Origin of the sequence: Microbispora sp. CSR-4 (genome assembly GCF_008033685.1) — a bacterium.
GTDB lineage: Bacteria > Actinomycetota > Actinomycetes > Streptosporangiales > Streptosporangiaceae > Microbispora.
In genome coordinates this window covers 41710-65914 of sequence record NZ_VJVX01000053.1, presented here as the reverse complement: position 1 = coordinate 65914, position 24205 = coordinate 41710, and the positions used below count along the sequence as shown (strand labels likewise).

21 protein-coding genes are annotated in these 24205 nt (G+C 73.8%); 7 read left to right on the top strand and 14 right to left on the bottom strand.

Annotated elements, in window-relative coordinates; all coding sequences use genetic code 11:
• From FLV34_RS30775 to FLV34_RS30755, 5 genes are all read left to right on the top strand, one after another.
• On the top strand, window positions 1-393 hold a 393-nt coding region (locus FLV34_RS30775), incomplete at its 5' end, for a carboxyl transferase domain-containing protein (RefSeq protein WP_315985218.1).
• Entirely contained in the window at window positions 390-623 is a 234-nt protein-coding gene (locus FLV34_RS30770) for an acyl-CoA carboxylase epsilon subunit (RefSeq protein WP_147944761.1), read from the top strand. The genes FLV34_RS30775 and FLV34_RS30770, both read left to right, overlap by 4 nt.
• A gap of 143 nt (window positions 624-766) precedes the next feature.
• The gene (locus FLV34_RS30765; protein ID WP_142616576.1) at window positions 767-1705 is read left to right on the top strand and encodes an NYN domain-containing protein; all 939 of its coding nucleotides are present in this window, start codon (window positions 767-769) and stop codon (window positions 1703-1705) included.
• Window positions 1706-1876: 171 nt separating this feature from the next.
• Window positions 1877-3472, top strand: coding sequence for a DNA-3-methyladenine glycosylase 2 family protein (locus tag FLV34_RS30760; protein ID WP_142646449.1), 1596 nt, complete (start codon window positions 1877-1879; stop codon window positions 3470-3472).
• A 106-nt stretch (window positions 3473-3578) separates the two neighbouring features.
• Entirely contained in the window at window positions 3579-4073 is a 495-nt protein-coding gene (locus tag FLV34_RS30755; RefSeq protein ID WP_142646451.1) for a methylated-DNA--[protein]-cysteine S-methyltransferase, read from the top strand.
• 275 nt (window positions 4074-4348) lie between these two features.
• Here the strand turns inward: FLV34_RS30755 and FLV34_RS30750 are convergent, their stop codons facing one another.
• The 12 genes from FLV34_RS30750 to FLV34_RS30695 form a co-directional block, all read right to left on the bottom strand.
• Window positions 4349-5314: a hypothetical protein gene (locus tag FLV34_RS30750; protein ID WP_142646453.1), complete on the bottom strand. Its 966-nt coding sequence runs from the start codon at window positions 5312-5314 to the stop codon at window positions 4349-4351.
• Window positions 5311-6015 (bottom strand): hypothetical protein, encoded by a 705-nt coding sequence (locus tag FLV34_RS30745; RefSeq protein ID WP_147944760.1) that lies wholly within the window; start codon window positions 6013-6015, stop codon window positions 5311-5313. Before FLV34_RS30745 ends, FLV34_RS30750 begins: the two co-directional genes overlap by 4 nt.
• 139 nt (window positions 6016-6154) lie before the next feature.
• Window positions 6155-9562: a hypothetical protein gene (locus FLV34_RS30740; protein WP_147944759.1), complete on the bottom strand. Its 3408-nt coding sequence runs from the start codon at window positions 9560-9562 to the stop codon at window positions 6155-6157.
• Between the two features lie 137 nt (window positions 9563-9699).
• The gene (locus FLV34_RS30735) at window positions 9700-10101 is read right to left on the bottom strand and encodes a pilus assembly protein TadG-related protein (protein ID WP_147944758.1); all 402 of its coding nucleotides are present in this window, start codon (window positions 10099-10101) and stop codon (window positions 9700-9702) included.
• 68 nt (window positions 10102-10169) lie between these two features.
• Window positions 10170-10535: a TadE/TadG family type IV pilus assembly protein gene (locus tag FLV34_RS30730; RefSeq protein ID WP_167530251.1), complete on the bottom strand. Its 366-nt coding sequence runs from the start codon at window positions 10533-10535 to the stop codon at window positions 10170-10172.
• A gap of 20 nt (window positions 10536-10555) precedes the next feature.
• Window positions 10556-11098 carry a TadE/TadG family type IV pilus assembly protein gene (locus tag FLV34_RS30725; RefSeq protein WP_261985967.1) on the bottom strand — a complete coding sequence of 181 codons (543 nt, stop codon included), beginning with the start codon at window positions 11096-11098 and terminating at the stop codon, window positions 10556-10558.
• Between the two features lie 11 nt (window positions 11099-11109).
• The gene (locus FLV34_RS30720; RefSeq protein WP_142646458.1) at window positions 11110-11331 is read right to left on the bottom strand and encodes a hypothetical protein; all 222 of its coding nucleotides are present in this window, start codon (window positions 11329-11331) and stop codon (window positions 11110-11112) included.
• On the bottom strand, window positions 11331-12392 hold the full coding sequence (locus FLV34_RS42785) for a type II secretion system protein (protein ID WP_261985966.1): 1062 nt from the start codon (window positions 12390-12392) through the stop codon (window positions 11331-11333). The genes FLV34_RS30720 and FLV34_RS42785 overlap by 1 nt, the downstream gene beginning before the upstream one ends.
• A complete protein-coding gene (locus FLV34_RS30710) occupies window positions 12389-13324 on the bottom strand; it encodes a type II secretion system F family protein (RefSeq protein WP_147944757.1) in 936 nt (311 codons plus the stop codon). The genes FLV34_RS42785 and FLV34_RS30710 overlap by 4 nt, the downstream gene beginning before the upstream one ends.
• On the bottom strand, window positions 13321-14640 hold the full coding sequence (locus FLV34_RS30705) for a CpaF family protein (RefSeq protein WP_142646462.1): 1320 nt from the start codon (window positions 14638-14640) through the stop codon (window positions 13321-13323). The genes FLV34_RS30710 and FLV34_RS30705 overlap by 4 nt, the downstream gene beginning before the upstream one ends.
• Window positions 14637-15428 carry a hypothetical protein gene (locus tag FLV34_RS30700; RefSeq protein WP_147944756.1) on the bottom strand — a complete coding sequence of 264 codons (792 nt, stop codon included), beginning with the start codon at window positions 15426-15428 and terminating at the stop codon, window positions 14637-14639. Before FLV34_RS30700 ends, FLV34_RS30705 begins: the two co-directional genes overlap by 4 nt.
• Before the next feature lies 1 nt (window position 15429).
• The gene (locus FLV34_RS30695) at window positions 15430-16113 is read right to left on the bottom strand and encodes a hypothetical protein (RefSeq protein ID WP_142646467.1); all 684 of its coding nucleotides are present in this window, start codon (window positions 16111-16113) and stop codon (window positions 15430-15432) included.
• Between the two features lie 474 nt (window positions 16114-16587).
• Between FLV34_RS30695 and FLV34_RS30690 the strand changes: the two genes are divergently transcribed.
• Complete coding sequence (locus FLV34_RS30690; protein ID WP_147944755.1) at window positions 16588-21345, top strand: FtsK/SpoIIIE domain-containing protein; 4758 nt, start codon at window positions 16588-16590, stop codon at window positions 21343-21345.
• Between the two features lie 151 nt (window positions 21346-21496).
• Here the strand turns inward: FLV34_RS30690 and FLV34_RS30685 are convergent, their stop codons facing one another.
• Entirely contained in the window at window positions 21497-21769 is a 273-nt protein-coding gene (locus FLV34_RS30685; RefSeq protein WP_030508536.1) for a WXG100 family type VII secretion target, read from the bottom strand.
• Window positions 21770-22232: 463 nt separating this feature from the next.
• Here FLV34_RS30685 and eccB point away from each other — a divergent pair, with 463 nt between their 5' ends.
• Window positions 22233-23654, top strand: coding sequence for a type VII secretion protein EccB (gene eccB / locus FLV34_RS30680; RefSeq protein ID WP_261985965.1), 1422 nt, complete (start codon window positions 22233-22235; stop codon window positions 23652-23654).
• A 1-nt stretch (window position 23655) separates the two neighbouring features.
• Here eccB and FLV34_RS30675 read toward each other — a convergent pair whose 3' ends face one another.
• Entirely contained in the window at window positions 23656-24195 is a 540-nt protein-coding gene (locus tag FLV34_RS30675) for a hypothetical protein (protein ID WP_205830002.1), read from the bottom strand.
• Window positions 24196-24205 lie beyond the last annotated feature (10 nt).

Below are 24205 nucleotides of genomic sequence, written 5' to 3'. Positions count from 1 at the left end.
GCCTACGCCGAGGCGACCGTCCCGCTGGTCACCGTCATCACCCGCAAGGCGTACGGCGGGGCGTACGACGTCATGGGGTCCAAGCACCTCGGCGCGGACATCAACCTGGCCTGGCCCACCGCCCAGATCGCCGTCATGGGAGCCCAGGGCGCGGTCAACATCCTTTATCGGCGCGAGCTGGCCGCGGCCGACGACCCGGACGCCGCGCGGGCCCGTTTCATCAGCGAATATGAGGACACGCTGGCGAATCCGTATCTCGCGGCCGAGCGCGGCTATGTGGACGCGGTCATCCGGCCTTCGGACACCCGGGCCCAGGTCGTCCGCGCGCTGCGCGCCCTCCGCAACAAGCGGGCCTCGCTGCCCCCGAAGAAGCACGGGAACATTCCGCTGTGAGCAGCCGCGAGCCCTACCTCGGCATCGTCAAGGGGGACGCCACCCCCGAGGAGATCGCGGCGCTCGTCGCCGCGCTGGCGGCACAGTCGGCGGCGCGGGCGGCGGACGCCGCCCGGTCGGCGGCACCGCGAACGAGCCTGCGAAACTGGAGGAATCCGGCACATCACCTGCGGGTGGGACTCCCGCGCGGGCCGGGAGCCTGGCGCCGGGCCTTCTTCCCCGGCGGGTGAGACGTCGTCCGGCGCGATCGGCGACGACTACGGACCGATTACATCGCCGGAACAGGGTGTCAACTGGCTCAAGAGTTGGGACTATCTAGAAAGCGGGGGAATATAGTCAGCCGATCAACTAGTGACGAGTCCAGGAGGACACCATGGCCATCCCGGACTTCAGCGCACACGGCATTGCCGCAAAGTATGCCGTTCTCGTGGACGTCGGTTACCTTTACGCGGCCGCCGGTGAAGTTCTCTTAGGCGCCAAGGAGCGTAAGGAGTACCGCGTCGCCGCGGACGAGCTGATCCAGGCGCTCCAGAAGCATGCGCTCGAACGCATCCCGGGTGAGCTGCTGCGTGTCTACTGGTACGACGCCGCCCGTGATCGTGTGCCCACGGTGGACCAGCGTGTGATCGCCCAGCTTCCCTGGGTCAAGGTCAGATTGGGCAACCTGAACGCCCGTGGCCAGCAGAAAGGGGTGGACGCCCAGATCCGCAGCGATCTGGAGGCGCTCGCCCGCCACCATGCCGTGAGCGACACCGTGCTGATCGCCGGGGACGAGGACATGGTGCCCGCCGTGGAGGCCGCGCAGGCGTACGGCGTGCGCATCCACTTGTGGGGGGTCGAGCCGCCGTTCGGGACGAACCAGGCCGAGCGGCTCGTGTGGGAGTCGGACACTGTCGAGATATTGAGCGCCGATTTCCTGCGTCCGTTCTTCACCCGCGCGCCGGTGCCGGTGCCCGTGCCGCCCACGCCGTCTCCCGCCCAGGTCTTCGCGGGCCGTACGGTCAAGCCGATGCCGCCGAAGACGCCCGTAGGCCAGGTCGCCAAGCTGGGCCCGGGCCGGCCCCGTGTGGAGGAGGTCGGCGAACATGTGGCGCAGAAATGGATACTGACCCGCGGGCGGGACAACATCCGTGATCTGCTGCCGGGACCGCTGCTGCCCACGGTGATCGACACCGAGCTGCTCATCGAGGCCGAGAAGGAACTCGGCCACTCCCTGCGGCCCTATCCGGAGGCGCGCGTGTGGCTGCGCGACGGTTTCTGGGCCCGGGTCTACCGTGAGTTCGACCTCGGGGTCGGCATCTCCAGCAAGTGACGCCGGGCGTACCGGCCTGGCGTCCGAGCTCGCGCGGGAGCACTCCCGGCACAGGATGATCTCCCGTGCCCGGTCTCGCGCGAGTGCCCCCTCCGCGCGGCCGCATTGTTAGCACGGTCACGTCCGATTTCCGCCAGCCCGCATCGGTGGCCAGCGCATAACGTCTTCTACGTGACCACACGACAGCTCGACTTCGACGCGTGCTACCTCGCCGTCTCCGCGCGGGACTCCCGCTTCGACGGGCGTTTCTACACGGCTGTCACCACCACCGGCATCTACTGCCGCCCGATCTGCCCCGCCCGCACCCCCGCCCGGGGAAACGTCCGCTTCTATCGCCACGCCGCCGCGGCCGAGGCCGCCGGTTTCCGGCCCTGCCGCCGCTGCCGTCCGGAGCTCAGCCCCGGCGACCCCGGCTGGGACGTCCGCGCCGACCTCGTCGGACGCGCGCTGCGGCTGATCGACGACGGGGTGGCCGACGAGACCGGCGTCGCCGGGCTGGCCCGCCGCCTGCACGTGACCGAACGGCACCTGCACCGCCTGTTCGCCGCCGAACTCGGCACCGGGCCGCTCGCCGTCGCCCGCACCCGGCGGCTGCTGCTCGCCAAGCAACTGCTCACCGAGACCACCCTGCCGATGGCCGACGTCGCGTTCGCCGCCGGGTTCGGCAGCGTCCGCCAGTTCAACGCGGCCATGAAGGAGTCGTACGGCTTCGCGCCGGGTGAGCTGCGCAAGACCAACGGGCCGATGCACGAGAAGGGGAGCCCGGTCGCCCTCACGACCGGGCTGACCCTTCGGCTCGGCCACCGGGAGCCCTACGACGCGCAGTCGGTGCTGCGGTTCCTGGCCGCCCGCGCGATTCCCTCGGTGGAGGCGGTCTGCCGGTCGGGCGACGACGTCACGGCCTACACGCGGGCCGTGCCGGGCGGCTCGATCACGCTGCGGCCCGCCGCAGGTCATGTCCGGCTCACCGTGCGGACCACCGAGACGCACCGGCTCTCCCGGCTGGTGGCCCGCTGCCGCCGCCTGCTCGACCTCGACGCCGACCCCGGCGCGGTGCGGGAGATCCTCGGCGGGACGTCGCTCGGGCCGCTGGTGGCGGCCCGTCCCGGGCTGCGCGTTCCGGGAGCGTACGACGGGTTCGAGGCGGCGGTGCGGGCGGTCGTCGGGCAGCAGATCTCGGTGGCCGGTGCCCGCACCCTGCTGGGCCGCATCGCCGCCCGGGCCGGGCTGCCCGCCGTCCCGGCGACGGGGGACGCCGCCGCGGACGGGACCGACGTGCTCGCCGTCGCGGCCGGGTCAGGGGCACGGGAACTCGAGGCCGCCACGGTGAAAGTGCGCGGCGTGGAAGCCGCCGCCGTGGGCGCGCACGAAACGGAGCCGCTCGCGGCGGGCCAGGTGCCATTGCTCTTCCCCACGGCCGACCGGCTCGCCGCCGCCGACCTGGACGGCCTTGGGCTCACCACCCGCAGGGTCGCCACGATCAGGGCGCTCGCCGAGGCGGTGGCCTCCGGCGCGATCGACCTCGACGGCGCGGACGACCCGGCCGACACCGTCGCCAGGCTGCTGGAGATCCCCGGCATCGGCCCGTGGACGGCCTCGTACATCGCACTGCGCGCGCTGCGCGACCCGGACGCGTGGCCCGAGGGCGACCTGGTGCTGCGCAAGACGATGGAACGGCTCGGCATCGCCGCGGACGAGGCCGAGCGATGGCGGCCTTGGCGCGCGTACGCCGCGCTCCACCTGTGGAGCCATGCCTCCACCGCCTGAAGGCCATGCCTCCGCCGCCTGAAACGCGGCCGGACGCCTGGCCCTGCCCCGGTTTCGCACAAGCTCCTCCCCCGCCCGAAGGCGGGTGTCACCTCGGAGGTTTCCGATGATCCTCACTCAGACCGTGCCCACGCCGGTGGGCCCACTCGCTCTGCTCGCCCGCGACGGCGTGCTCGTCGCGGCCGGTTTCACCGCCGAACCCCAGGAGATGTTCGCCCGGCTCTCGCCGTCCCTGCGGGCGCTGCCGCTGCGGGAGGGCGATCTCGGCGACGCGGCCGAGGCCGTACGGGAATACCTCGCCGGGCGGATCGACGCGCTCGACCGCATCCCCGTCGAGCAGCCCGGCACCCCCACGAGGCAGCGCCTTTACGAGGCGCTGCGTGCCGTGCCCGCCGGGACCACCGTGTCGTACGCGCAGCTCGCGGAGAAGGCGGGGCTGCCCAGGACGGCCGCGAGGGCCGCGGGGTCGGCCTGCGCGCAGAACCTGATCGCGCCGTTCGTGCCGTGCCACCGCGTGCTGCCCTCGACCGGCGGTTATGGCAGTTACTACTACGGCACCCCGGTCAAGGAGTGGCTCGTCGCCCACGAGTCCCGCGCCTGAGCTGTGCTTATCTGACCTGTGCTTATCTGACCTGGCCTGATCCGGCCTGGGCTGATCCGACCCAACCTTGGGCGCGCGCGACGGGCGTGAGCGGCGTCGCCGGCTTCCGCCTCGCCCCGTCGGCGAGGGCGGTGCGGCTGTTCGCCGACCGGGCCGATCCGGGGGGGCGAGCCGGGCCGATCCGGGGGGCGAGCCGGACCGGGAAGCGAGCCGATCCGGGGGGCCAGGCCGGGGCGGGCCGGACCGGGAGACGGGCCGGACCGGGCCGGGCGGGGTCACTCCTTGACGATGCTTTGGACCTCGCCGACGGGCACGTCCCTGGTCGCCGAGACCTCGATCGGGTCGTACGCGAACGGGACAGCCTGGCCGCCCTGGTTGCCGTTGCCCTGCACGTTCCAGACGCTCGTCACGGTGAGCGTGTAGACCTTGTTCGGCAGGTCGACGGAGGAATGCCGGTAAATCACGCCGCACTCGGGTTCCTTCGTCCCGTCCTCGTCGGCGCCCTTCTCGTACGGCCTGCCGGTCGCGCCGCATCCTGCGGTGAACACCTCGGCGCGCTTGTCGTCCTTGGTGCCGGGGTCGATTTCGAGGCGAGCCGGCGTCGCCGTGACGGTGGCGGACATGACCCCCGGCAGCGTGGCGGTGACGGACCGGGGCTCGGCCTCGGCTCCCTCCAGCCACACCCAGGTGCCCAGGTTGACGTAGCTCTTGGCGTCCGGGCTCAGCTTGATCTTCGGCTCCGGCACGGTCAGCGCGGCCCGGGCGATCTGCATGAGCTGCTCCAGCGTGATGCCCCCGGCGGGGACGGTGCCCTCGGGCACCCAGACGTACGTCTCACGCTGGGCGGCGCACGCCTGGCCCGCCGGGTCTCCGGCGTTGTAGGCGATGCCCCACCACTGCCCCTTCTCGCCGATCTTGTCGCCGAACTCGTCCATGTCCACGTCGTAGTCGAGCCCCGCGTCCACCGCCTGCTTCTTCTGCTGCGCCTGGAGGGTGCGCATGTCGTCGGCCGACGCGTTCGGCTCATACCAGCAGGGCTGGGGCATGCGATAGCCGTCGCTCTTGCCGCCGAGCCCGTTGCCGGACAACCCGATCCTGGAGTTGGTCAGCCTGACGCCGGCCGTGTTGCCCTTCTGGAACGCCTCGCCATGCGGCCCGTCGTCCGGGCCCGCGGCGGCGGGCTGCGCACACATGGCGATCAGGGCCCCCGCCAGCAGGGGCGCCGCGGCAATGGCCCTCATCTGACGCACTCCTTCGCACGCTCGTCCGGATAGGCCGCGTGACGGTAGAGCCGGATCAGCCAGGCGCCGTCGTCGCCCTGCCCCAGACCGGCGGTCTGCAGGAAGACCGCCCGCGGACGTTTCAGCCAGGCGGGCTGACGGTCCAGCGGAGTGCCCTCCTGGTCGGTCAACCGCACGCCGGTCAGGTCCACGCAGCCGTCGGCCTCCGCCCCGCGTCCCATCACCGCGGGCACCCGCAGGGCGTAGAGCTTGGCCACACCCCGGGCCGACTGCCCGTCCTTGAGGAACCCCTGCACCCAGGTGAGGGCGTCCATGTAGGCGGACGACTTGGGGTCGATCCCCTTCGCGTACGAGCGGTCCCGGCCGGAGGTGCCGACGGCCCGCCACTGGGCCGTGAAGTCGTCGGCGAACGCCTTGATCACCGCCGACCGCTTGGGGTCGGGCTCGTCCGGCCATTCGATCTCGATCGTCAGTCCCGGCGCCACCGTGATCGTCTCGGTGCCCGGCTGCGAGGCCGGCGTCTCCGACGCGGCCACCGCGGCCGGCTCCATGCCGCCGCCCGGGGTGAAGCCACGGTCGGCGTCCGGAGCGGCGCACGCCGAGAGCAGCAGCGCGCAGGCCGCCGCGCAAGCCGCCAGTGGCAGCGTGCGGGCCGAGGCGAGCGGCGCCGCCGTCGCCCGGGCGAGTGCTGGACGCGTCACCGGGATCCTCCGCAGTCTGCGATCCCCCGCCGCTGTGTCCCCGTCGCTGTCAACCTTGGAACGGCCGCCGGGGACGAGCCAGCGCTATGCGTGGATCGGCATGATTCGGAGGAGAGAATCCCTGGCATTGGGGCTCCGATCAGGCGAGACGTGAGGTTCTGAGATCCGCCGGGCTTCCGGGGCCCGGTTTTCCGAGGGCCGGTTTTCCGAGGGCCGGGTTACCGAGGGCAGGGTTACCGAGGGCAGGACTCCTGCGGGCGGGGTTGCGAAGGTCCGGGGAGACCGTGCGGCGCCAGTCGGGCAGCAACTCGTCGATGAGCGCCTCCGTCTCCGGCGCCATCCCACCGCCGTACGGATGGGAGGTCGCGCGGCGCAGCAGGCCGTCGACGACCGCCCGCAGCCGGACCGGTTCCCCGGTGGCGTGCGCCGCCCGGAGCAGATCGCGCCACAGCCCCTCGTCGTCGGCGGCGAGCAGCAGCCCGGCCCGGGCCGCCGCCACCGCGCCGTGCGGGTCGTGGCGGGCCAGGCGGATCTCGCACAGCGCGTGGGCGGCGTCCGCCACCCAGGCCGTGACGTCGTACTCCAGGGGGTCGGCCGCCAGCCAGGCGTACCGGTCGGGCGGCCTGCCGTTCAGCAGCGGGCCGCGCACCAGCGCCAGCGCGCGCTCCAGCAGGTCGGCCTCCATGCCCCCGGCTGTGCCACCGGATGCGCCACCGGATTCGGCATTGGTGGGGTCGGCGGCGTCGGCCCATTCGCCGGCCTGCCGTACGAGGTCCTGGAACAGCCGCCAGTCCGTACGGACCTCCGGCCCGAGCCGCAGGCGCCCGGACCGGTCGAGGAACAGGTGGGGGCGTCCCTCGGAGTCGCGCCCGAGCCACTCGGCGACCCTGGCGATCGTGGCGTCGCGCACCGCGAGCTGCACGCCGCGCGGCCACAGCACGCCGGTCAGCACGGCCGGGTGCACGCCGTCCGGATGGGTGGCCAGATAGACGACGAGCTCGTGGGCGAGCGCCGCCCTGCCCTCTTCGAGCGGGTTCACCGGGCTGATCTCGATCGGGCCGAGGATGCGCACCTCGATGGAGGGTGGCTCCTCGCTCAGCCGCTCCATGACCGGGGTGAGCGGCTCGCCCTCCTGCTGCCGGGCCGTACGGAACAGGCCGATCACGGCGTCGTAGTGCCGGCGCGGCAGCAGGTGGGCCTCGATGTCCAGACCCAGGGCGTCCACGCGGGCCCGGCCGTCGTCGGTGACCTCCCACGTCCAGGTGGCGTGCGGCAGCTCGCCCGCGATCACGAAGCCGCTCGCCGTACGCCTGCCCTTGCCGAGCAGTGCCAGGCGGCGCGCCTCGTCCTCGTCGGGGCGGATGGCCGACAGGAGATAGTGCGGGGTGTAGGCAGGGTCGTCCACGCGGCTGTGGACCCGGCCGGTCAGCACGTCGCCGTCGTGGCGGGCCCGCTCCTCGAACTCCGGCAGCACCTCGGCCAGGCTGCCCGCCGTCCTGATCCGGTCGGGCGCGAGCAGGGTCAGCTCCTCGCCGAAGCCGACGAGCGTGATGCGCATCCGGTCGGACCACCGGTTGGTGGCCAGCTCGACGGCGAGCGCCGACAGCGCGGCGACGGTGTGCGCCCCGGTGATCGCGATCACGCCGTGGGCGGCCTCCAGGTCGACCAGGACCCGGCCGCCCTGCCCGGTGCCGAGCGAGACCAGCCCGGGGTACGGCGCGGGCACCCCGGCGAGGACGTGCTCGTCGATGCGCCGTCCCTCGTGGGCCGGAAGTCGCCACACCTGCCCGTCGTCGCAGGTCTCCCACGGCTCCGGCGCGTCCTGTTCGGCCGGGTGGATCCACAGGTCGAGGCCCCGGTTGGACAGGTGGACGGCGTAGATCGTCGGCGGGCGCCGGTCGGCGTCGGCCAGCAGGCGGCCGAGCAGGCGCAGGCCGATGTCGAGCATGCGGCTGCCGGGGGCGTCGGCGCCGAGGCGGATGGCGACCTCGGCCTCGGCGGCGTCTCCGCGCGGCCGGGTGATGCGGCGTCCGAAGGCTCGGTGCCACAGTTGCTCCCGCCGCCTGCGGCCGAGCAGCGCCAGCAGCCCGGCCGCCGCCAAGGACGAGGCCGCCAGGTAGTCGGCGAGGACCGGCCCGCCCTGCGGCTCCTCCTCCGCGGGCGCGACCGCCGGTTTGACGGTCGTGGTGATGATCGGACGCGGGGTGGGCGTCGGGCGGGCGGTGGCGGGCGTGTCCTTCGCGTCGCCGGTGCGGCCCTTGGGCTCGGACGGCTTGTCCTGCGGCATCGCGGGCGGCGGCAGCACGATGCCCGGCTTGCTCGGCTCGGGCGTCGCCCTGCCCCCGACGTGGCCGGTGTCGCCCTGGTCGCCGGCGTTGTCGGGCCGGGTGGTGTCCCGCTCGCCTTCCGTCGCGCCTGCGGTGTCGGACCCGGTGTGGGACCCGGTGTGGGACCCGGTGTGGGACCCGGTGGTGGGGCGCGGGTGAGGCGTCGTGTGCCGGTCTTCTGTCGCGCGCCGGTCCTCCGTCGTACGCGGGTCGGCGTGGACGTCGCCGCCGGTCGCGCCTCCCTTGGCATAGCGGGTGTCGCCGTCGAGCTCGGCGGGCGCCTGGCGGTGCTCCTTCAGGATCTCCGGCCGGTCGTCGTCCACCGGCACGATGTGGACGTTCCTGGCGTCGTCCGGCATGTCGAGCACCCAGCCGGGACGGATGAGGTCGGCCATGTGCAGCCGGCTGCCGTCGGGCTGCTCCTTGTGCTGGTTGAGCCGGTAGATCTCCGGATAGCGGCGCCCGTCTCCCAGGCACTTCTCCGCGATCTCCCACAGGCTCTCGTGGTGGCGCCCGTGCGGCGGCTGGACCACGTAGACCTTCTTGACCTCCCTGGCGTGCAGGGCCGGTCGCTCCGCCTCGGCCTGCGGCACCGGCGCCGACAGCGCCGCGACGTCGGGCCGGATCGCGGCGGGGGCGCCCGCGCGGGCGATGGGCACCGCCACGGCGGTCGCGGTGAACAGCAGCAGCACGGCGGAGACCAGGCGGTTCGCGAGCGCCTGGGTGCCGCCCGACAGCGGCACCCGGGCCGGCATGCCGACCCGCCGCAACGCCGCGTAGACCTCGACGACGACGCACAGGAACAGTTGCAGCCAGGCCAGCCACACCAGGAGGATCAGGATCGCGGTGATCGTCTCGGGGCCGACCTGGCTCGTGAACAGGTCCGCGTTCAGCAGGTCGCCGGTGATCGGCGGACCGGCCAGCCGGAGCAGCGCGTACGGCACGCCGCCCACCAGTCCCACCAGCGCGAGCAGCGCCCCGAGCCCGGCGAGGACGTCCCCGGCCGTGCGCCGGGTCCGCAGTTGTACGGGCCGTCGCCGGTCGTCGTGCCAGTGCTCGGGCGCCTGCTGCGGCCCCAGCACCGACGGCATGCCATCCGGGCGTGGCCGCGGACCCCGGCCGGGCGCGCCGCCTGCGGCCTCGGGATCGGCCCACAGGCTCCCGCCGAGCGTGCCGCCGCCTGCGGCCTCGCGGTCGGCTCGCGGACCCCGGTCGGGCACGCCTCCTCGGGCGGCCTCGTGATCGGCCCGTGCGTCCCGGCCGGATGTGCCCGCCGTAACGCCGCGCGGGAACCCCCGCCCTCGCCGGGCCTCCCGGTCGAACTCCTCCCACCGGCCGCCTGGCGGCCGTGTCCCGGTCACGCCTCCCCCGCATCGGGAGCGGCCGTGGCCTCGGCCTCCATGTCGGAGCCGGCGAAGCCCAGCGCGGACAGGAAGAAGGCGTCCCAGTGGACCGACACCGCCACCGTGACGTCCGCCTGGCCGCCGCCCACGGTGCACTCGGTCATGCGTACGCCGTCGGCTCCCTGGTCCGCCGTGATCTTCTCGGCCTCGCCGCACACCGCGCCCTCATCGGCGAGCAGCCGCACCTCGCCGGTGGCCCGCAGGGTCTCGACGTCGATCTGGTCGGCGGCGGCGCGGGCGGCCTGCTCGGCGATGTCGGCGGCCTTGAGGCGGGCGTTCATGGCGGCCCCGCCGTCCACCAGCAAACCGGCCAGCAGGAACACCACCCCCGAGAAGAGGACCACGAACACCGACATGGAGCCCCGCTCCCGCCCGCATCCGACCGGGAACGGTGCCCGTCTGAGAGCGCGCGGACGCGGCGGGGTCATTCCACCCTCCGATACCGTTCGAGCGGCACGACCGAGGTGCCTGACATCTGCTTCGCCGCGCCGAACCCGAGGAAGTCGAGGTTCAGTTCGCAGGTCACGGTCACCCGGACGGTGCCGTCCATCGTCCAATCGCTGCCGGACATGTCCACCTGAGGCGAGCAGTCTCCGGAGAGCGCGGCCTCGGCGGCCTCCTTCGCGGCCGACTCGGCCTCCGCCTCGGTGCGCTGTACGGAGGCGGCCCGGGCGGCGTCCCGCGCGGCCCCGTTGACCTCGCCCTGGGCCTCCACGATCCGGCCCGCGCCGACGAGGAACAGCAGGAAGAGCAGGAACAGCGGGGCCAGCATCACCGTCTCGGCCGTCATCGATCCACGCTCCGGCCGGGTCATTCGCAGCCCTCCGAGCCGTCGTCGGGACGGAAGCACTCAATGGGCCCGCCGAACCGTGACGTGATCGTGAAGGTCATCTCGGGCAGCAGCGGCACCACCTGGACGGCGCTGCCGGTCACCTCGACGCCGCGCTGGTCGCCCTGTTCCCACGCCTGCGCCTGGGCGTTCTTCAGCAACTGCGGCCCGATCGCCTGCACGATCTGCCGCGCCTTGCCCTCGGCCGCCTCCTGCCAGCCGTCGGAGCCGCCCGCACGGGCGATCCGCGCGCCCTCCCGCGCGGCGGCGTCGGCGACCTGGCGGCCGTGGAACCAGAGCGTGACCTGGACGATCAGCAGCACGACGGCGAGCACGACCGGCATGAGCATGGCGAGCTCGATCACCGTCGCGCCCCGCTCGCGGCTCCGCATTCGCCGAGCCCACCGGCCGCGCGCGACCGGCCCGCTCGGCTCGCGGTGCCCGGGCCGTCCGCCCCGGTGGCGGCGCTCGGCCTGCTCGCCACCTTCGTGGCGTGCGGTGGCCGGGGCGCGGGGGCCGGTCACGCCCTGCACGATCACTCCCCGTTACCCCCGCCGCCTCCGCTGAAGCTGTTCTGGATGTCCGACTGCTTCTGCTCGACCAGTTGCTTGATCAGCGTGGCGAGGCCGAGCGCGACTCCGGCGATGATGGCGGTGATGATCACCCATTCGACCGCGGAGGCGCCCCTGGACGGGGCGTTCCTGGCGCGGTCCAGCCGCACATGGAGCACGGCGATCAAATAGTGGAACCAGAGCATCAGGCCCCCAACATCTTCATGGCTGCGGGAAAACTGAGAAAGATCACGAAGCCCGCACACAGCAGGAGCTGGGCGACGAGCATCGACTGGGACCGCTCACCCGCCTTGCCCTCGACCTCCGCGAGTTCGCGGCGGCGGAGGGTGGCGGCACGGGCCGTGAGGGAGGCGCGGACCTTGGCGCCGTCGTCGGCCACGAGCCCGAGCGCGGCCGACAGGTCCCGCAGCTCGTCCACGTTGATCTCGTCGCCGAGCTGGCCGAGGGCCTGCCAGGGGGTGATGCCGACGATCCGGGCGTTGGCCAGCGCCTCGCGGATGCGTTCCATCGCCCAGTTGGAGCCGGGGGCGGGACCGGCGCCGTTCGTGGCAGCGCCCGACGCGCCGTTCACCGCACCGCTCGCGGAAGAACCGTTCGCGGTGCTGCTCACAGAACCGCTCGCAGTGCCGCTCAGCGTGCCGTTCAGCGCCCCGGGGGTGGTGACGGGGCTGCCCACGGCGACCGCCATCATCAGCGCCTCGGGCACGCCCCTGCCGCCCGCGAGGTTCATCGACACGAGGTCGAGGAAGGCGCCCACGGCGTGCCGGAAGTCCCGGCGGCGTACGGCGGCGTCCCGCCGGATCTGCGCGTCCGGCAGCAGGAAGAAGATCACGCAGACGACGAGGGCAGACCAGAGCGGCACCTGCACCGAGACGCCCCATCCCATCAGCGCGAGCCAGCCGACGAGGATCGGGAACGCCAGCAGGCCCGAGACCCCGAGCAGCAGCTTGGTCGCGAGGAAACCCTCGAACGACTTGCCGAGCAGCGCGAGGTCGGCCTTGGTCGAGCGTGCCTCCCATCCTCGCGCCGCGTAGAACCGGGCCAGCCGCAGGCCGAGCATGCGGCGAAACTCGCTGACGTCCTCCTCGGGTGCGATCAGCGGCGCCCGCGGCACGCCCTTGCCGTCGCGGGCCTGGTCGAGCGCGGCGAGCCGGGCGGTCAGGCCGGGCCGGGGCGGGAAGAGTGCCCGCACCAGCAGGAAGAGCCCGAGGCCGAGCACGGCTCCGCAGAGCACCGTCGTGATCACCTGGTCACCTCCGCCGCAGGCGGCTGCGCCTGCGCGGCCACCGCGGACCGCGGGCGGTGGTAGGGGGCGAGGATCCTGGCCGGCTTGTCGAAGCGGGCGAGCCGCCGCATCCAGGCGAACCCCGCGCCGAACAGGCCCGCCACCACGACCAGTACGGCCTGGCCGAGCACGGAGTCGTACTCCTCGACGTACGAGCGGTTGAAGACGACGAGCATGGCGGCGAAGGCGAGCGCGGTGCCGACCACGATCTGCACGCTCTTGCGGGTGGACCTGCGCTCGGCCTCCACGCGCCGGCGCATGTCGAGCTCCTCGCGGGCCGAGACCGCCAGGGCCGAGAGCACGTCGCGCAGGCCCGGCCCGCGCAGCCGCGAGTTGAGGATCAGCGCCGCCACGACGAGATCGGCCGAGGGGTCGTCGAGCTCGTCGGCGAACATCCGCAGCGCGTCGGCGAGCGGCATCCGGGTGTGGAGACGGTCGACCAGGGCCCGCAGGTGGGGCTGCAGCATGGGGGCCGCGGCCCTGATCGAGGAGGGGATGGCCTGTTCGAGGCCGGCCGCGCCCGCGATCGTGTCGCGCAGCGACTCCGTCCACGCCGCCAGGCCCTCCAGGCGTCGCATGGCGGCCCGCTCCTCGGCCGCGCCGCCGGTGAAGCCGCGCCAGGCGAGGACCAGCAGCACGGCGCCCGCCGCGATGACCGGCCAGCCGGTCACCACGAGCACCACGACACCCGTCACCACCGCGATCGCCGACCTCGTGGACAGCGTGCGCAGCAGGCGCATCCGCTCGGCCCGGCCGTCCGGGGTGGCGGGGCGGGGGCGCAGGCCGTACACGGCCAGGGCGAGCAGGAAGAGCCCGCCGCCCGCCGCGGCCCCGGCGAGCAGCACCAGGGGGTCGAGGACGCCGGCCGGCAGCGCCGGCAGCAGGCCGTTCATCGCCACGCTCCCCGCGCCGGGTCGTATCCGTGGGCGGCCAGCTCGTCGGCGCAGGAGATCGGGGCGTGCGGCACCAGGTAGTCGCCGGCCATGGCGAACACCTCAGAGGACAGCACGCGCCCGTCGCAGCCGGTGACCTCCCGCACGCTGGACACGTAGCGCCGCAGGGTGCCGCCGCGGTGATAGTCGTTGCGCTTCTCGATGAAGACGACGAAGTCGATGGCCCCGGCGATGAGCATGTGGGTGGCCTCGATCGGCAGCCGCTCCTCGGCCTGCAGCGCGTAGGTCGCGATGCGGTTGAACACCTCCATGCTGGAGTTGGCGTGGATCGTCGACAGCGATCCGTCGTTGCCCTGGGTCATCGCGTTGAGCATCGTGACGATCTCGTCGCCCAGCACCTCGCCGACGATCACCCGCGAGGGGTTCATACGCAGCGACCGCCGCACCAGCTCGGCCATCGTGATCTCGCCCTGCCCCTCGGCGTTGGGCAGGCGGTGCTCGAATGCCACCGCGTTGGGATGCAGCTCGGGGAACTGGTCGAGCCCGAGCTCCAGCGCCCGCTCCACCGTGATCAGCCGCTCGTGCGGCGGGATCTCGTTGGCCAGCGCCCGCAGCAGCGTGGTCTTCCCGGCGTTCGTGGACCCCGCGATCATGATGTTCTTCCGCGCGGCCACGGCGGCGGTGAGGAAGCGGCCCAGCTCGGGGGTGAGCGTGCCGTTCCCGACGAGGTCGCTGAGGAACACCTTGCCGAGCCGGGCTCGGCGGATCGACAGCGCGGGCCGTACGGTGACGTCCATGACGGCCGACAGCCGGGAGCCGTCCGGCAGGCGCAGGTCGAGCTGCGGGTTGGCGGTGTCGAACGGCCGCGACGACAGGCCCGAGTAGGCGGCCAGGATCTGGATCAGCTCGATGAGCTCCTCGTCGGAGTCCGCGACGGGGTCGTGCATGATCTCCTGGCCGTCGGCGTAGCCGACGAAGACCCGGTCGCAGCCGTTGATGTCGATGTTCTCGACGTCGGGGTCGTCGAGCAGCGGCTGGAGGCGGCCGACGCCGAACAGCGCGGCGTGGATGCCGGCCGCCAGCGCCTCCTCCTCCTCGGCCGTGGGCGGGGTGCGCCCCACGCCGATCTCGTTGCGCGCGTGCTCCTCCAGCACCTGCGCGATCAGCGCCCGGGCGAACTGCCGCTCGTCCTCCCCCGACATCGGCGGCACGCCGCTCGCCTGGTCGAGCCGCCGCTGGTGCGCCAGCCGGTCGCCGACCTCCTGCCGGAAGCGCTTGACCAGGCTGTGGTCGACCGGCCGCCGCTGGGAGTTCACGACCGCACCTCCGGCCGCCGCTTCGCCCGCCCCGCGGCCGGCGGCGCCGCCGTCTCGCCGCCCTCGGCGAGCTGCGCGGCCAGGCGCGTGGCCAGCTCCCTGGCCGTACGGATGAGGAGGCTGCGGTCGAGCCGCCCGCCCCACTGGCCGCGCAGGAGTTCGGCGCCCTTCGGGTCGTACGCGAGCCCGCCGACGAAGGCGACGTCCCAGCCGGAGACGATGCGCCGGATCTCCTCAAGCGACGACCGGTATGACCGGGGGTCGGCGATGACCACGATCCCGACCTTCCGCCCGATCAGCGACAGCCGTTCGCGCAGGTGGGCGACGTGGTCGAGGCTGGCCCTGGTGAACAGCACCACCTGGTCGGCCTCGGCCACCAGGTCGCCGATCTGGGGGTGCAACCCGAGCCTGCCGCAGTCGGCGAGCACGTCGGCCTGCGGCAGGGCGGCGAACGCCCGGCCGAGCGGGCCCCACAGCCAGGTGAGGCCGGACGCCTGCTCGCCGTTGGTCAGGCCGGCCAGCACGTCGAGGCCGCCGACGAGCCGCTGCGTGTGCTCGTAGATCAGCTCGGCGTGGAGCCCGCGCCGCGCGACCGCGCCGAGGCTGAGCAGGCCGCGCCCGGGGTTCAGCACGCTCCCGTCTTCGCCGGGCAGGCGGTAGGCGAGATCGCCGCCGGAGGGGTCGCACTCGGCCAGCAGCACCGCCCGGGGCCACACGGCGCCGAGGGCGGTCGCCGCGGTGGTCACGCCGGGCGCCCCCTTGTCGGCGGCGAGCACGATCAGCGCCACGTCACTTGACCCCCGGGAGCGTGACGATGGCGATCTCCCCGCTGGAGGCGTACTGGGCGATGGCAGGCGCGATCGACGTGTCGACGACGATCGTGACCAGGCCGCCCCCGGACCGTCCGATGGACAGGCTCTCGACGCGGGCGGCGGTCGCCAGCACCTTCTGCTGGGCGGTGCCCGACCCCTTGCCCGCCGACGGCACGTAGATCACCTGGACGATGTCGCTCCACTTGAGGTCGGCGGGCATCTGGCCGGCCTTGAGCGACAGGCCCACCTTGGCCTTGCCCGGCCCGACCTGGTCGGTCGTCCTGGCGGTCATCGGCTCGGTGAGCAGCGTGCCCGGCAGCAGCGTCACGCGGGCGTACGTCTTGGCCACCTCGTTCCTGAACCGCCAGGGAACGTATTGGACGCCGGTGTCGGCGATCTGCACCTCCTGCATGGCGGAGATCGGGATGAGCTGCCCGGCCCCCACCTGCTGGGTGATCTGCACGGCCGAGACGCGGTCGCCGCTGCGCATGACCAGCAGCGTGGTGGCGAGCGCGCCGCCCAGGATGAGGAGGACGGCGAGCGCGGCGAGCGCGGGCTTGCGCTCCCTCGGCGGGACGGGCAGCCGGCGTGCGGCGGGCCCGGACAGGCCCGGCCGTGCGGGTGCCCGGCCGTCCTGCGACGTCTTCTCGCTGATCCTCATGGGGGGGGGACTCCCAGGGATGAGGGCGCCCTTCTGTTTTCGGGCCGCACGAATGTGTTTATGGTCTAGCCGTTTGTTGCTAATTCACTCCATTATGGCCAGCTTGCGCCGCCATAAGTGGCCTGATGCGGCGACCCATGCTTATCCGTTAGGAATACGCCTGTCAACGGGAGTCGATCTATCGCCATATCGACACACGGCTTTACCGGCCCGATATTTCGTGATAGTACGTTTGCACTTGTTTCCCAACTGTCACACCATTCACACTCTTCGTACCGCCGTACAAAGCGACCGGAGGGGCGTGATGACCGCGCCTTACCCATTCCGGGGAAACGCCCCGATGAGCGGGGGTGACACGGCTACCGTGGCCCCGCGGGCCGCATGGCCCGTACGCCAGGAGATCTTCACGGGGACGCCCCGGGATGAAACGCTTTCCGCGAGGCCGCCGCACAACCGCCTTCTGGGAGTTCGCGCATGCGGATAACGCTCACCGTGGTCAGCGAGGACGGCCGCCGCGACGTGCTGGTCGAAGGCGACGGGAGCGCCACGGTCGCCGCCCTCGCCGCCGCGCTCGACGGCGGGGCCGCCCGCCCGGCCAACGTCGTACGGCTCCCGCACGCCCGCGCGCCGTACGACCTGGACCGGGGCGACCGGCACGCCCGGCCGTCCGGCGAGGTGAAGCTGTGGGTCGACGGCCGGCCCGTCGGCCCGGACGCGCCCGTATTCGGCCTGCTGAGGGATGGCGACGTGGTGGCCCTGGACGGCCAGGCCGCTGCGGCGACGGTGACCGAGGAGCCCGGCGGGCCGGCGGAGCTGCGCGTCGTGGGCGGCCCAGGGGCGGGGGTCGTCCACCGGATCGGCCTCGGCGCCCACACGATCGGCTCCGATCCCGCCTGCGCGATCTCCGTGCCCGACCCGAGGATGCCGCCGGTCGCGCTGGTGGTGCGGCTGGCCCCCGGCACGGCCACCGTGGAGCCCGCCGTCTCCGGGGGCGGCCCGGTGGCCCGGCTTGAGGGCGAGCCGCTCACGGAGGCCGTGGCGTGGCCGCCCGGGGGCATGCTCGCCTGCGGCGGCTCGGTGTTCGCCCTGGGGCCGGTCGTGCCGCCGGACGCCCACCTCGACGCGCTGCCGGACGGCGGGCTCGCCTACAACCGCCCGCCGCGCCTCCAACGGCCCGAGCGGCAGCGGCGGTTCACGGTGCCCGCCGAGCCCAAGCGGGGCGAGGGCATGCGGCTGCAGTTGCTGGCCGCGCTGCTGCCCGCCGTGCTCGGCGTGGTCATGGCCGTGGTCACCCGCACGTGGTACTACCTGCTGATCGCGTTCATGACGCCGCTGATCATGATCGGCCAGTGGGTGAGCGACCGCAGGCACGGCAGGAAGAAGCACCGCCGGGCGGTCAAGGCCTACCGCGAGCGGATGGCCGCCTTCGAGGAGGAGGTGGCCCGCGCGGTGCGGCAGGACGAGGAGGCCAGGCGCGGCGGCGCGCCCGACCCGGCCGAGGTGCTGCTCACCGCGACCGGCCCGCGCCGCCGGCTGTGGGAGCGCCGCGTGCACGACCGCGACGCGCTGCGGCTGCGCGTGGGCCTGGCCGACCTGCCCGCCGACCTGGAGTTCGAGCCCGAGAGCGGCACACCCCAGGACGCGCCCCGCCGGGAGCCGCCCACCTGCCACGACGTCCCCGTCGCCCTGGTCATGCGGCGTCTCGGCGTGGCCGGGCTCACCGGCCCGAGAGACGTGGCGCTCGGCTGCGCCCGCTGGCTCGTCGGCCAGGCCGCCGCCCTGCACAGCCCGCGCGACCTGGCCATCGTGGTGCTGTCGGCCAACGCCGACGGCGCCGCGCAGTGGGGCTGGGTGCGCTGGCTGCCGCACTGCGCGCCCGACGCCGCCGCCCGCGGCGGCGCACTGTCGTCCGACTGCGCCGCGCTCGTCGGCGCCGACCCCGAGGCCGCCGCCCGCCGGGTCGCCGAGCTCGCCGCCCTGGTGACCGAACGGCTCGACGCCGAGAACGGCTCCGGGCCGGGGCTGCCGCGCGGCGTCCGCCTGTCCGGCGGCCCGGCCGGCTGGGACGACCTGGGGCGCGGCGGCGGCAACCGGCCCGCCGAGCCCGCGTTCGCGACCTACGACGAGCGGCCGTTCGACGTGCTCGTCATGCTCGACGGCGCGCAGGTGCTGCGCGGCCTGCCCGGCATGCCGCAGGTGCTGCGGCAGGGCCCGCGCGCCGGGGTCTACACGATCGCCATCGACGACGACGAGCGGCTGCTGCCCGAGGAGTGCGCCACGGTCGTGTCCTGCGACCGGGAGGGCGGGGTGCGCCTCCACGGCGGCGGGCTCGACCCGATCACCGGCATCCGCGCCGACCTGGTCTCGCCGTCCTGGGCCGAACGCCTGGCCCGCGCGCTGGCCCCGCTGCGCGACGTCAGCCGCGACGACCCCTCGGCCGCCCTCCCCGACGCGGTCCGTCTGCTCGACCTGCTGGAGGTCTCGCTCGACCCGGCCGCGCTCGCCGAGCGGCAGGGCCGTACGACCCGGGCTTTGATCGGCGTGGGACCGGACGGCCCGTTCGAGGTCGACCTGAGCCGGGACGGGCCGCACGCCCTGGTCGCGGGCACGACCGGTGCGGGCAAGTCGGAGCTGCTCCAGACGCTGATCTGCTCGCTCGCGGTGGCCAACCGGCCCGACGAGATGACGTTCGTGCTCATCGACTACAAGGGCGGCGCGGCCTTCAAGGAGTGCGTACGGCTCCCGCACACGGTCGGCATGGTGAGCGACCTCGACGGCCACCTCACCCAGCGGGCGCTGTCGTCGCTGGCCGCCGAGATCCGGCGCAGGGAGCGGCTGCTGCTCGACGCGGGGGCCAAGGACATCGAGGACTACCAGCGGGCACGGGGCGCCACCTGGGTGCTCGGCGCGGGCGGCGTGCGGCGGGCGCGCGGCGGCGGCATCTTCGCCGCGCCGGTGCCGGAGGCCGCCGGGAGCAGGAAGGACCTGCCGCCGCTGCCCCGGCTCGTGCTGATCATCGACGAGTTCGCCGCCCTGGTCACGGAGCTGCCCGACTTCGTCGAGGGGCTGGTCGACATCGCGCGCAGGGGCCGCTCGCTCGGCATCCACCTGATCCTCGCCACCCAGCGGCCCGGCGGCGTGGTGACCGCCGACATCCAGGCCAACACCTCGCTCAGGATCGCGCTGCGGGTCACCGACGCCGCCGAGTCCACCGACGTCATCGACGTGCCCGACGCCGCCCACATCTCCCGTACGACGCCCGGCCGCTGCTATGTGCGGGCCGGCTCGGGAGCGCCCGTGGCCGTGCAGACGGCCAGGATCGGCGGTCGCACACCGCATCCGCGTGGTGCGGGTGCGGCCGACGCGGGGGACGATCTGCGGGTGCTCGACCTGCCCTGGCAGGCGCTCGGCCACCCGTTGCCCGCCCCGCCCGCCGCCCAGGCGGCGAGCGGCACCGACCTGGCCCTGCTCGTCGACGCGCTGCGCGACGCCGGGCGCGAGCTGCCCCGGCAGCCGAGCCCGTGGCTGCCTCCGCTGCCCGACCAGGTCGTCCTCGACGTCGGGCCCGCGGGCTCCTCCGGCGGCCTGCTCGCTGGGGCCGCGCCGTACCGGCCGGGAGCCGAGGAGGTGCCGCCGCTGCCGTTCGGCATGACCGACCTGCCGTGGGAGCAGGGCCGCCGCCCGCTCACGCTGGACATGCGGCACGGCGGCCACCTGCTGATCGCGGGCGGCGCGCGCAGCGGGCGGTCGAGCGCGCTGCGGACGATCGCGGGCTCGATCGCGGCCGGCGCCTCCCCCGAGGACGTGCACGTCCACGCCGTCGACTGCGGGTCGGGCGCGCTGCTGCCGCTGGTCGCGCTGCCGCACTGCGGGGCGGTCGTCACCCGGGACCAGCTCGACCGGGTGGAGCGCCTGCTGACCCGCCTGCGCGCGGAGGTCGGACGCCGCCAGCAACTGCTGGCCGAGGCCGGCTATGCCTCGCTGGCCGAGGCGCGCTCCGCCGCCAAGTCCCGGGCCGCCCGCGACCGTTCCGGCGTGGGCGCGCTGCCCTGGCTGGTGCTGCTCGTGGACCGCTGGGAGGGGTACGTCGCCGCGTTCGAGAACTACGACTACGGGCGGCTGGTCGACGCCATGCTGCAACTGCTGCGGGAGGGCCCGGCCGTGGGGCTGCGGGCCGTCGTCACCTCTGACCGGTCGGGCCTGCTCGGGCAGATCTCCACCGTCTTCGACGACCGGCTCGTGCTGCGGCTCGCCGACCCCGCCGACTATGGGCTCGCCGGGCTTCCGGTGCGCGACCTGCCGAGCGCCATGCCCCCGGGCCGGGCCCTGGCCGTGGGCGAGCACGGCCTGGTGGAGAGCCAGATCGCGCTGCTGTGCGACGACCCCTCCGGCCCGGCGCAGGTGGCCGTCGTGCAGGAGCTCGCCCGTACGGCGGCGGCGCGGTTCGGCGGCTCGGACACCCCGGCGAAGTGGGCCTGGCCGTCGGAGCCGCCGCTGCGGGTGGACGCGCTGCCGATGCGGATCACGGCGAGCCAGGCGCTCGACCTGGAGCCGGCGTACGAGCCGCCGTCGGCCCTGTGGGCGCTGCTCGGCGCGGGCGGCGACGCCCTCGTCCCGATGGGCGTGGACCTCCAGGGCCAGGGACCTGCCGCGGTGATCGCCGGGCCGCCGCGCTCGGGACGGTCGTCCGCGCTGGTCACGGCGGCGCGCTCGCTGCTCGGCCGGGGAACGCCGGTGCTGGTCGTGACCCCCCGCCGCAGCCCGCTGCGCGACCTCGCAGGGACGCCGGGGGTGCTGGCCGTGCTGGACGGCAACGCCAGGAGCGTGACCGGAGGCGGCGCGGACGACTTCGGCGGCCTGCCGGGCGCGCTCGACCCGCTCGCCCTGGTCGCCGGGCACGAGCGCTACGTGGTGGCCGTGGACGACGCGGAGCTCATCTCCCCCGACTCCCCGCTCGGCCTGGCCCTGGACGAGATGCTGCGCACCGGGCGGGACGGCGAGCACGGCCTGCTCATCGCCGGAGCGACCGGCGACCTGGCGACGGCCTACCGGGGGTTCGCGGCCGAGGCCCGCAAGGGCAGGACCGGCCTGCTGCTCAACGTGCAGAGCCCCGCAGACGGCGACCTGTTCGCCGTACGGCTGCCGCGCGGCGCGGTCGGCGGGCCTCCCGGGCGGGGCCTGCTGGTCGTCTCGGGCGTCGCGACCCCCATCCAGGCCGCGGTGCCGGACTGAAACACGAAACCGCCGGGCTGTGACACACAACCCGCCGGGACACGAGACCCCCGGGACACGAAAACGCCGGGACACGAAAACGCCGGGACACGAAAACGCCGGGCCGCCGTGGGGGTTCCACGGCGGCCCGGCGGCCTGCGGTCTGCGGTGGTCAGCGAGTCGCGGACTCGATGTTGCCGCGGTAGGTCGTGATGACCCGGGAGGCTTCGTTGAGCTCTTCCGCCATGCGCTGGAACGCCGCCCGGTAGCTCTGCCAGGCGTCGTGGAAGCGCTGCGCGCCGGGGCCGGTCCAGGCGGTGCCGACCTTGGCCGCCTCGCGGTCGAGGTTGGCCATCGTGGTGCGAACCTGGTCCGCCTGCTGGCTGAACTGCGCGGCCATGCTCTGCATCTCCGCGGGGTCGCCGCCGAGCAAGCTGTTACTCATCCAGTCACTCCTTCATCGACAAAGGGGCCGCCCCCACCGTAAATCGTTTGTCAATCTTGTGAACCCCTTATGCCGAGCGGCTATATCGAGTGCCGGAAGAATACGCTTTTCCTGTTGTTCCATTCCCCCTTTTTCTAACGTCCGGAAATGCGTCGTCTGGCGGGATAAAGCAGGACGACGACGAGCACGACAGCGTAGACCCCGTACGGCGTGGCCGCGTCGGCGTACGAGAGCGGCCACAGGCCGGCGGCGATCAGGGTGGTTCCGGCCGCGACGACGGCGCGGGACGGGCCGGGCCCGTCGGCGACGACGGCACACCGGTGGAGACGAAGCTCATCGAAGCCGCGACGGGAGATCCGGCAGGTCGCGCGGGCCCTGACGGCGAACCGGACGGGCGAGGGCGGAGATCACGACGATGGCCGCGGGTCAATATGCTGACATCCATGCCCTTTGACAGGGAGAGGTGACCGTGCAGACCCGGAAGGACCTCTACCAGGCGTACCGGCTGATGCAGCAGCGTCTGGGCCAGGCCTTGCTGCAGGGCGAGCCGGACGTCGCGGAGTCGCCGATGCGGCGGCACAACATCGCGACGTTCTGCGGGATCCTGCTGTCGGTGCTCCTGCTCGCCGGCTTCGGCATCTGGGGTGTGATCAAGCCGGGCGGCGCGACCAGGCTCACCGAGCCCGGCCAGCTCCTCGTCGAGCAGGACACCGGCGCGACCTACGTCTACAGCCAGCAGGAGCGCGTGCTGCTGCCCACGGCGAACTACGTCTCCGCCCGGCTGCTGCTCGACACCGCCGACGTGACGGTGCGCGACGTCTCCGCCGCCTCGCTGGCCGAGCTGCCGCGCGGGCCGCTCGTGGGCATCCCCGGCGCGCCCGACTCGCTGCCGCCCAAGGACAAACTGGTCCACGGGCCGTGGTCGGTGTGCGTCGTGGACGGCCCGGACGCCTCGGGGACGCCCAGGCCGTACGTCACGCTGGTGGGCGGGATGGACGTCGGCGGCAGGCCCCTCGGCGGCGGCGCCATGGTCGTGGACGACGGCCGGCAGAAGTGGGTCGTCTGGGCCGACCGGCGGATGCGGGCGAGCACCAGCGCGGTCAACGCCCTCAACGCCCAGCCCAGGAAGGTGCCCGCGAGCTGGCTCAACGCCCTGCCCGAAGGCCCCGCGTTCAGCGGGCCGAAGGTGCCGAATCTGGGCAGGAAGGTTCGGGGGCCCGACGGCAAGGTGACGGCGGCGGTCGGGCAGGTCTTCACGGTGCCCGGCATCGGGGGCGCCCCCGCCCGCTGGTATGTCCTGCTGTCCGACGGCCTCGCGCCGATCTCCCTCACCCAGGCCACGCTCCTGCTGTCGGACCCGGCCACCAAGGCGGCGTACGGCAGGCGCCCGCTGCAGCCGATCCCGATCGACGCGGCCACGGCCGGGGCCGCGTTGTCGAAGCAGCCGAGCGTCATGGGCGGCGGGATGCCCGAGACGATGCCCACGGTCGTCTCCCCCGCCTCCACCACGCCACTGTGCGCGGTCTTCGCCGGCACCGCCGGCGGCTCGACCCGGGCGACCCTGACCGTCGGCGCCTCGATCACGATCCCCACGCCCCGCGCTCCGGGCACCCAGGACACCTTCGACCAGGTGCTGCTCCCGCCGGGATCGGCGGCGGTCGCGGGGCTGCTGCCGGGCGAGGGACAGCTCGGGTCGATCACGAACTACTTCCTGGTGACCGACCAGGGCCGCAGGTTCGCCATCGCCTCGCCCGACCTGCTGCCGAAGCTCGGCTACGACGCCGCCGACACCACACCGGTGCCCGCGCAACTGCTGCACCTCATCCCGGAGGGCCCGGCGCTCGACCCGGCCGCCGCCCGCGCGCCGGTGCCCCTCGGCAAGTAGGTCAGCCGTTGAGGCGGCGGAAGTCGTCCAGGTTCTGCTGGTAGAACGCGATGTCCTCGGCCAGCCGGTCACGCAGGAAGCAGTCGGGCTCCGCCTCGCGGGCGGCCAGCCCCGCCTCGGTCCAGAACGCCTCGGCGGGCACCTCGTCCTCGCCGGGCGGGATGAACTTGAGCGCCTCCTTCAGCGCGTCCCTGGCCGTCTCCCAGCCGCTCACCACCCGCTGGAAGAGCCGCTCGTCCCCCGGCTCCTCGGTGTATTCGAGGTCGTCGGCGAGCGCGCGCCGCGCGTACCCGGCGCCGGCGAGCCGCCACTGACCGGGGTCGATCAGCTCGGACAGGCCGACGCCGAACCGCTCCCCCTCGTCCCCGGCCTCCGCCTCGCTCGCGTACGGCACGAGCACCTCGACGCCGCCGGACCTTACCGTCCACGCCTCGGGCCCCTCCACCGGCGGCTCCTCCGGCGTGGCCTCCTCGACGGTCAGCGCGAGATACAGCCGGGCCTCCGCGAGCGTCCGCGCGTGGGGGATGGGCACCTGTTCCATGCCGGCAACC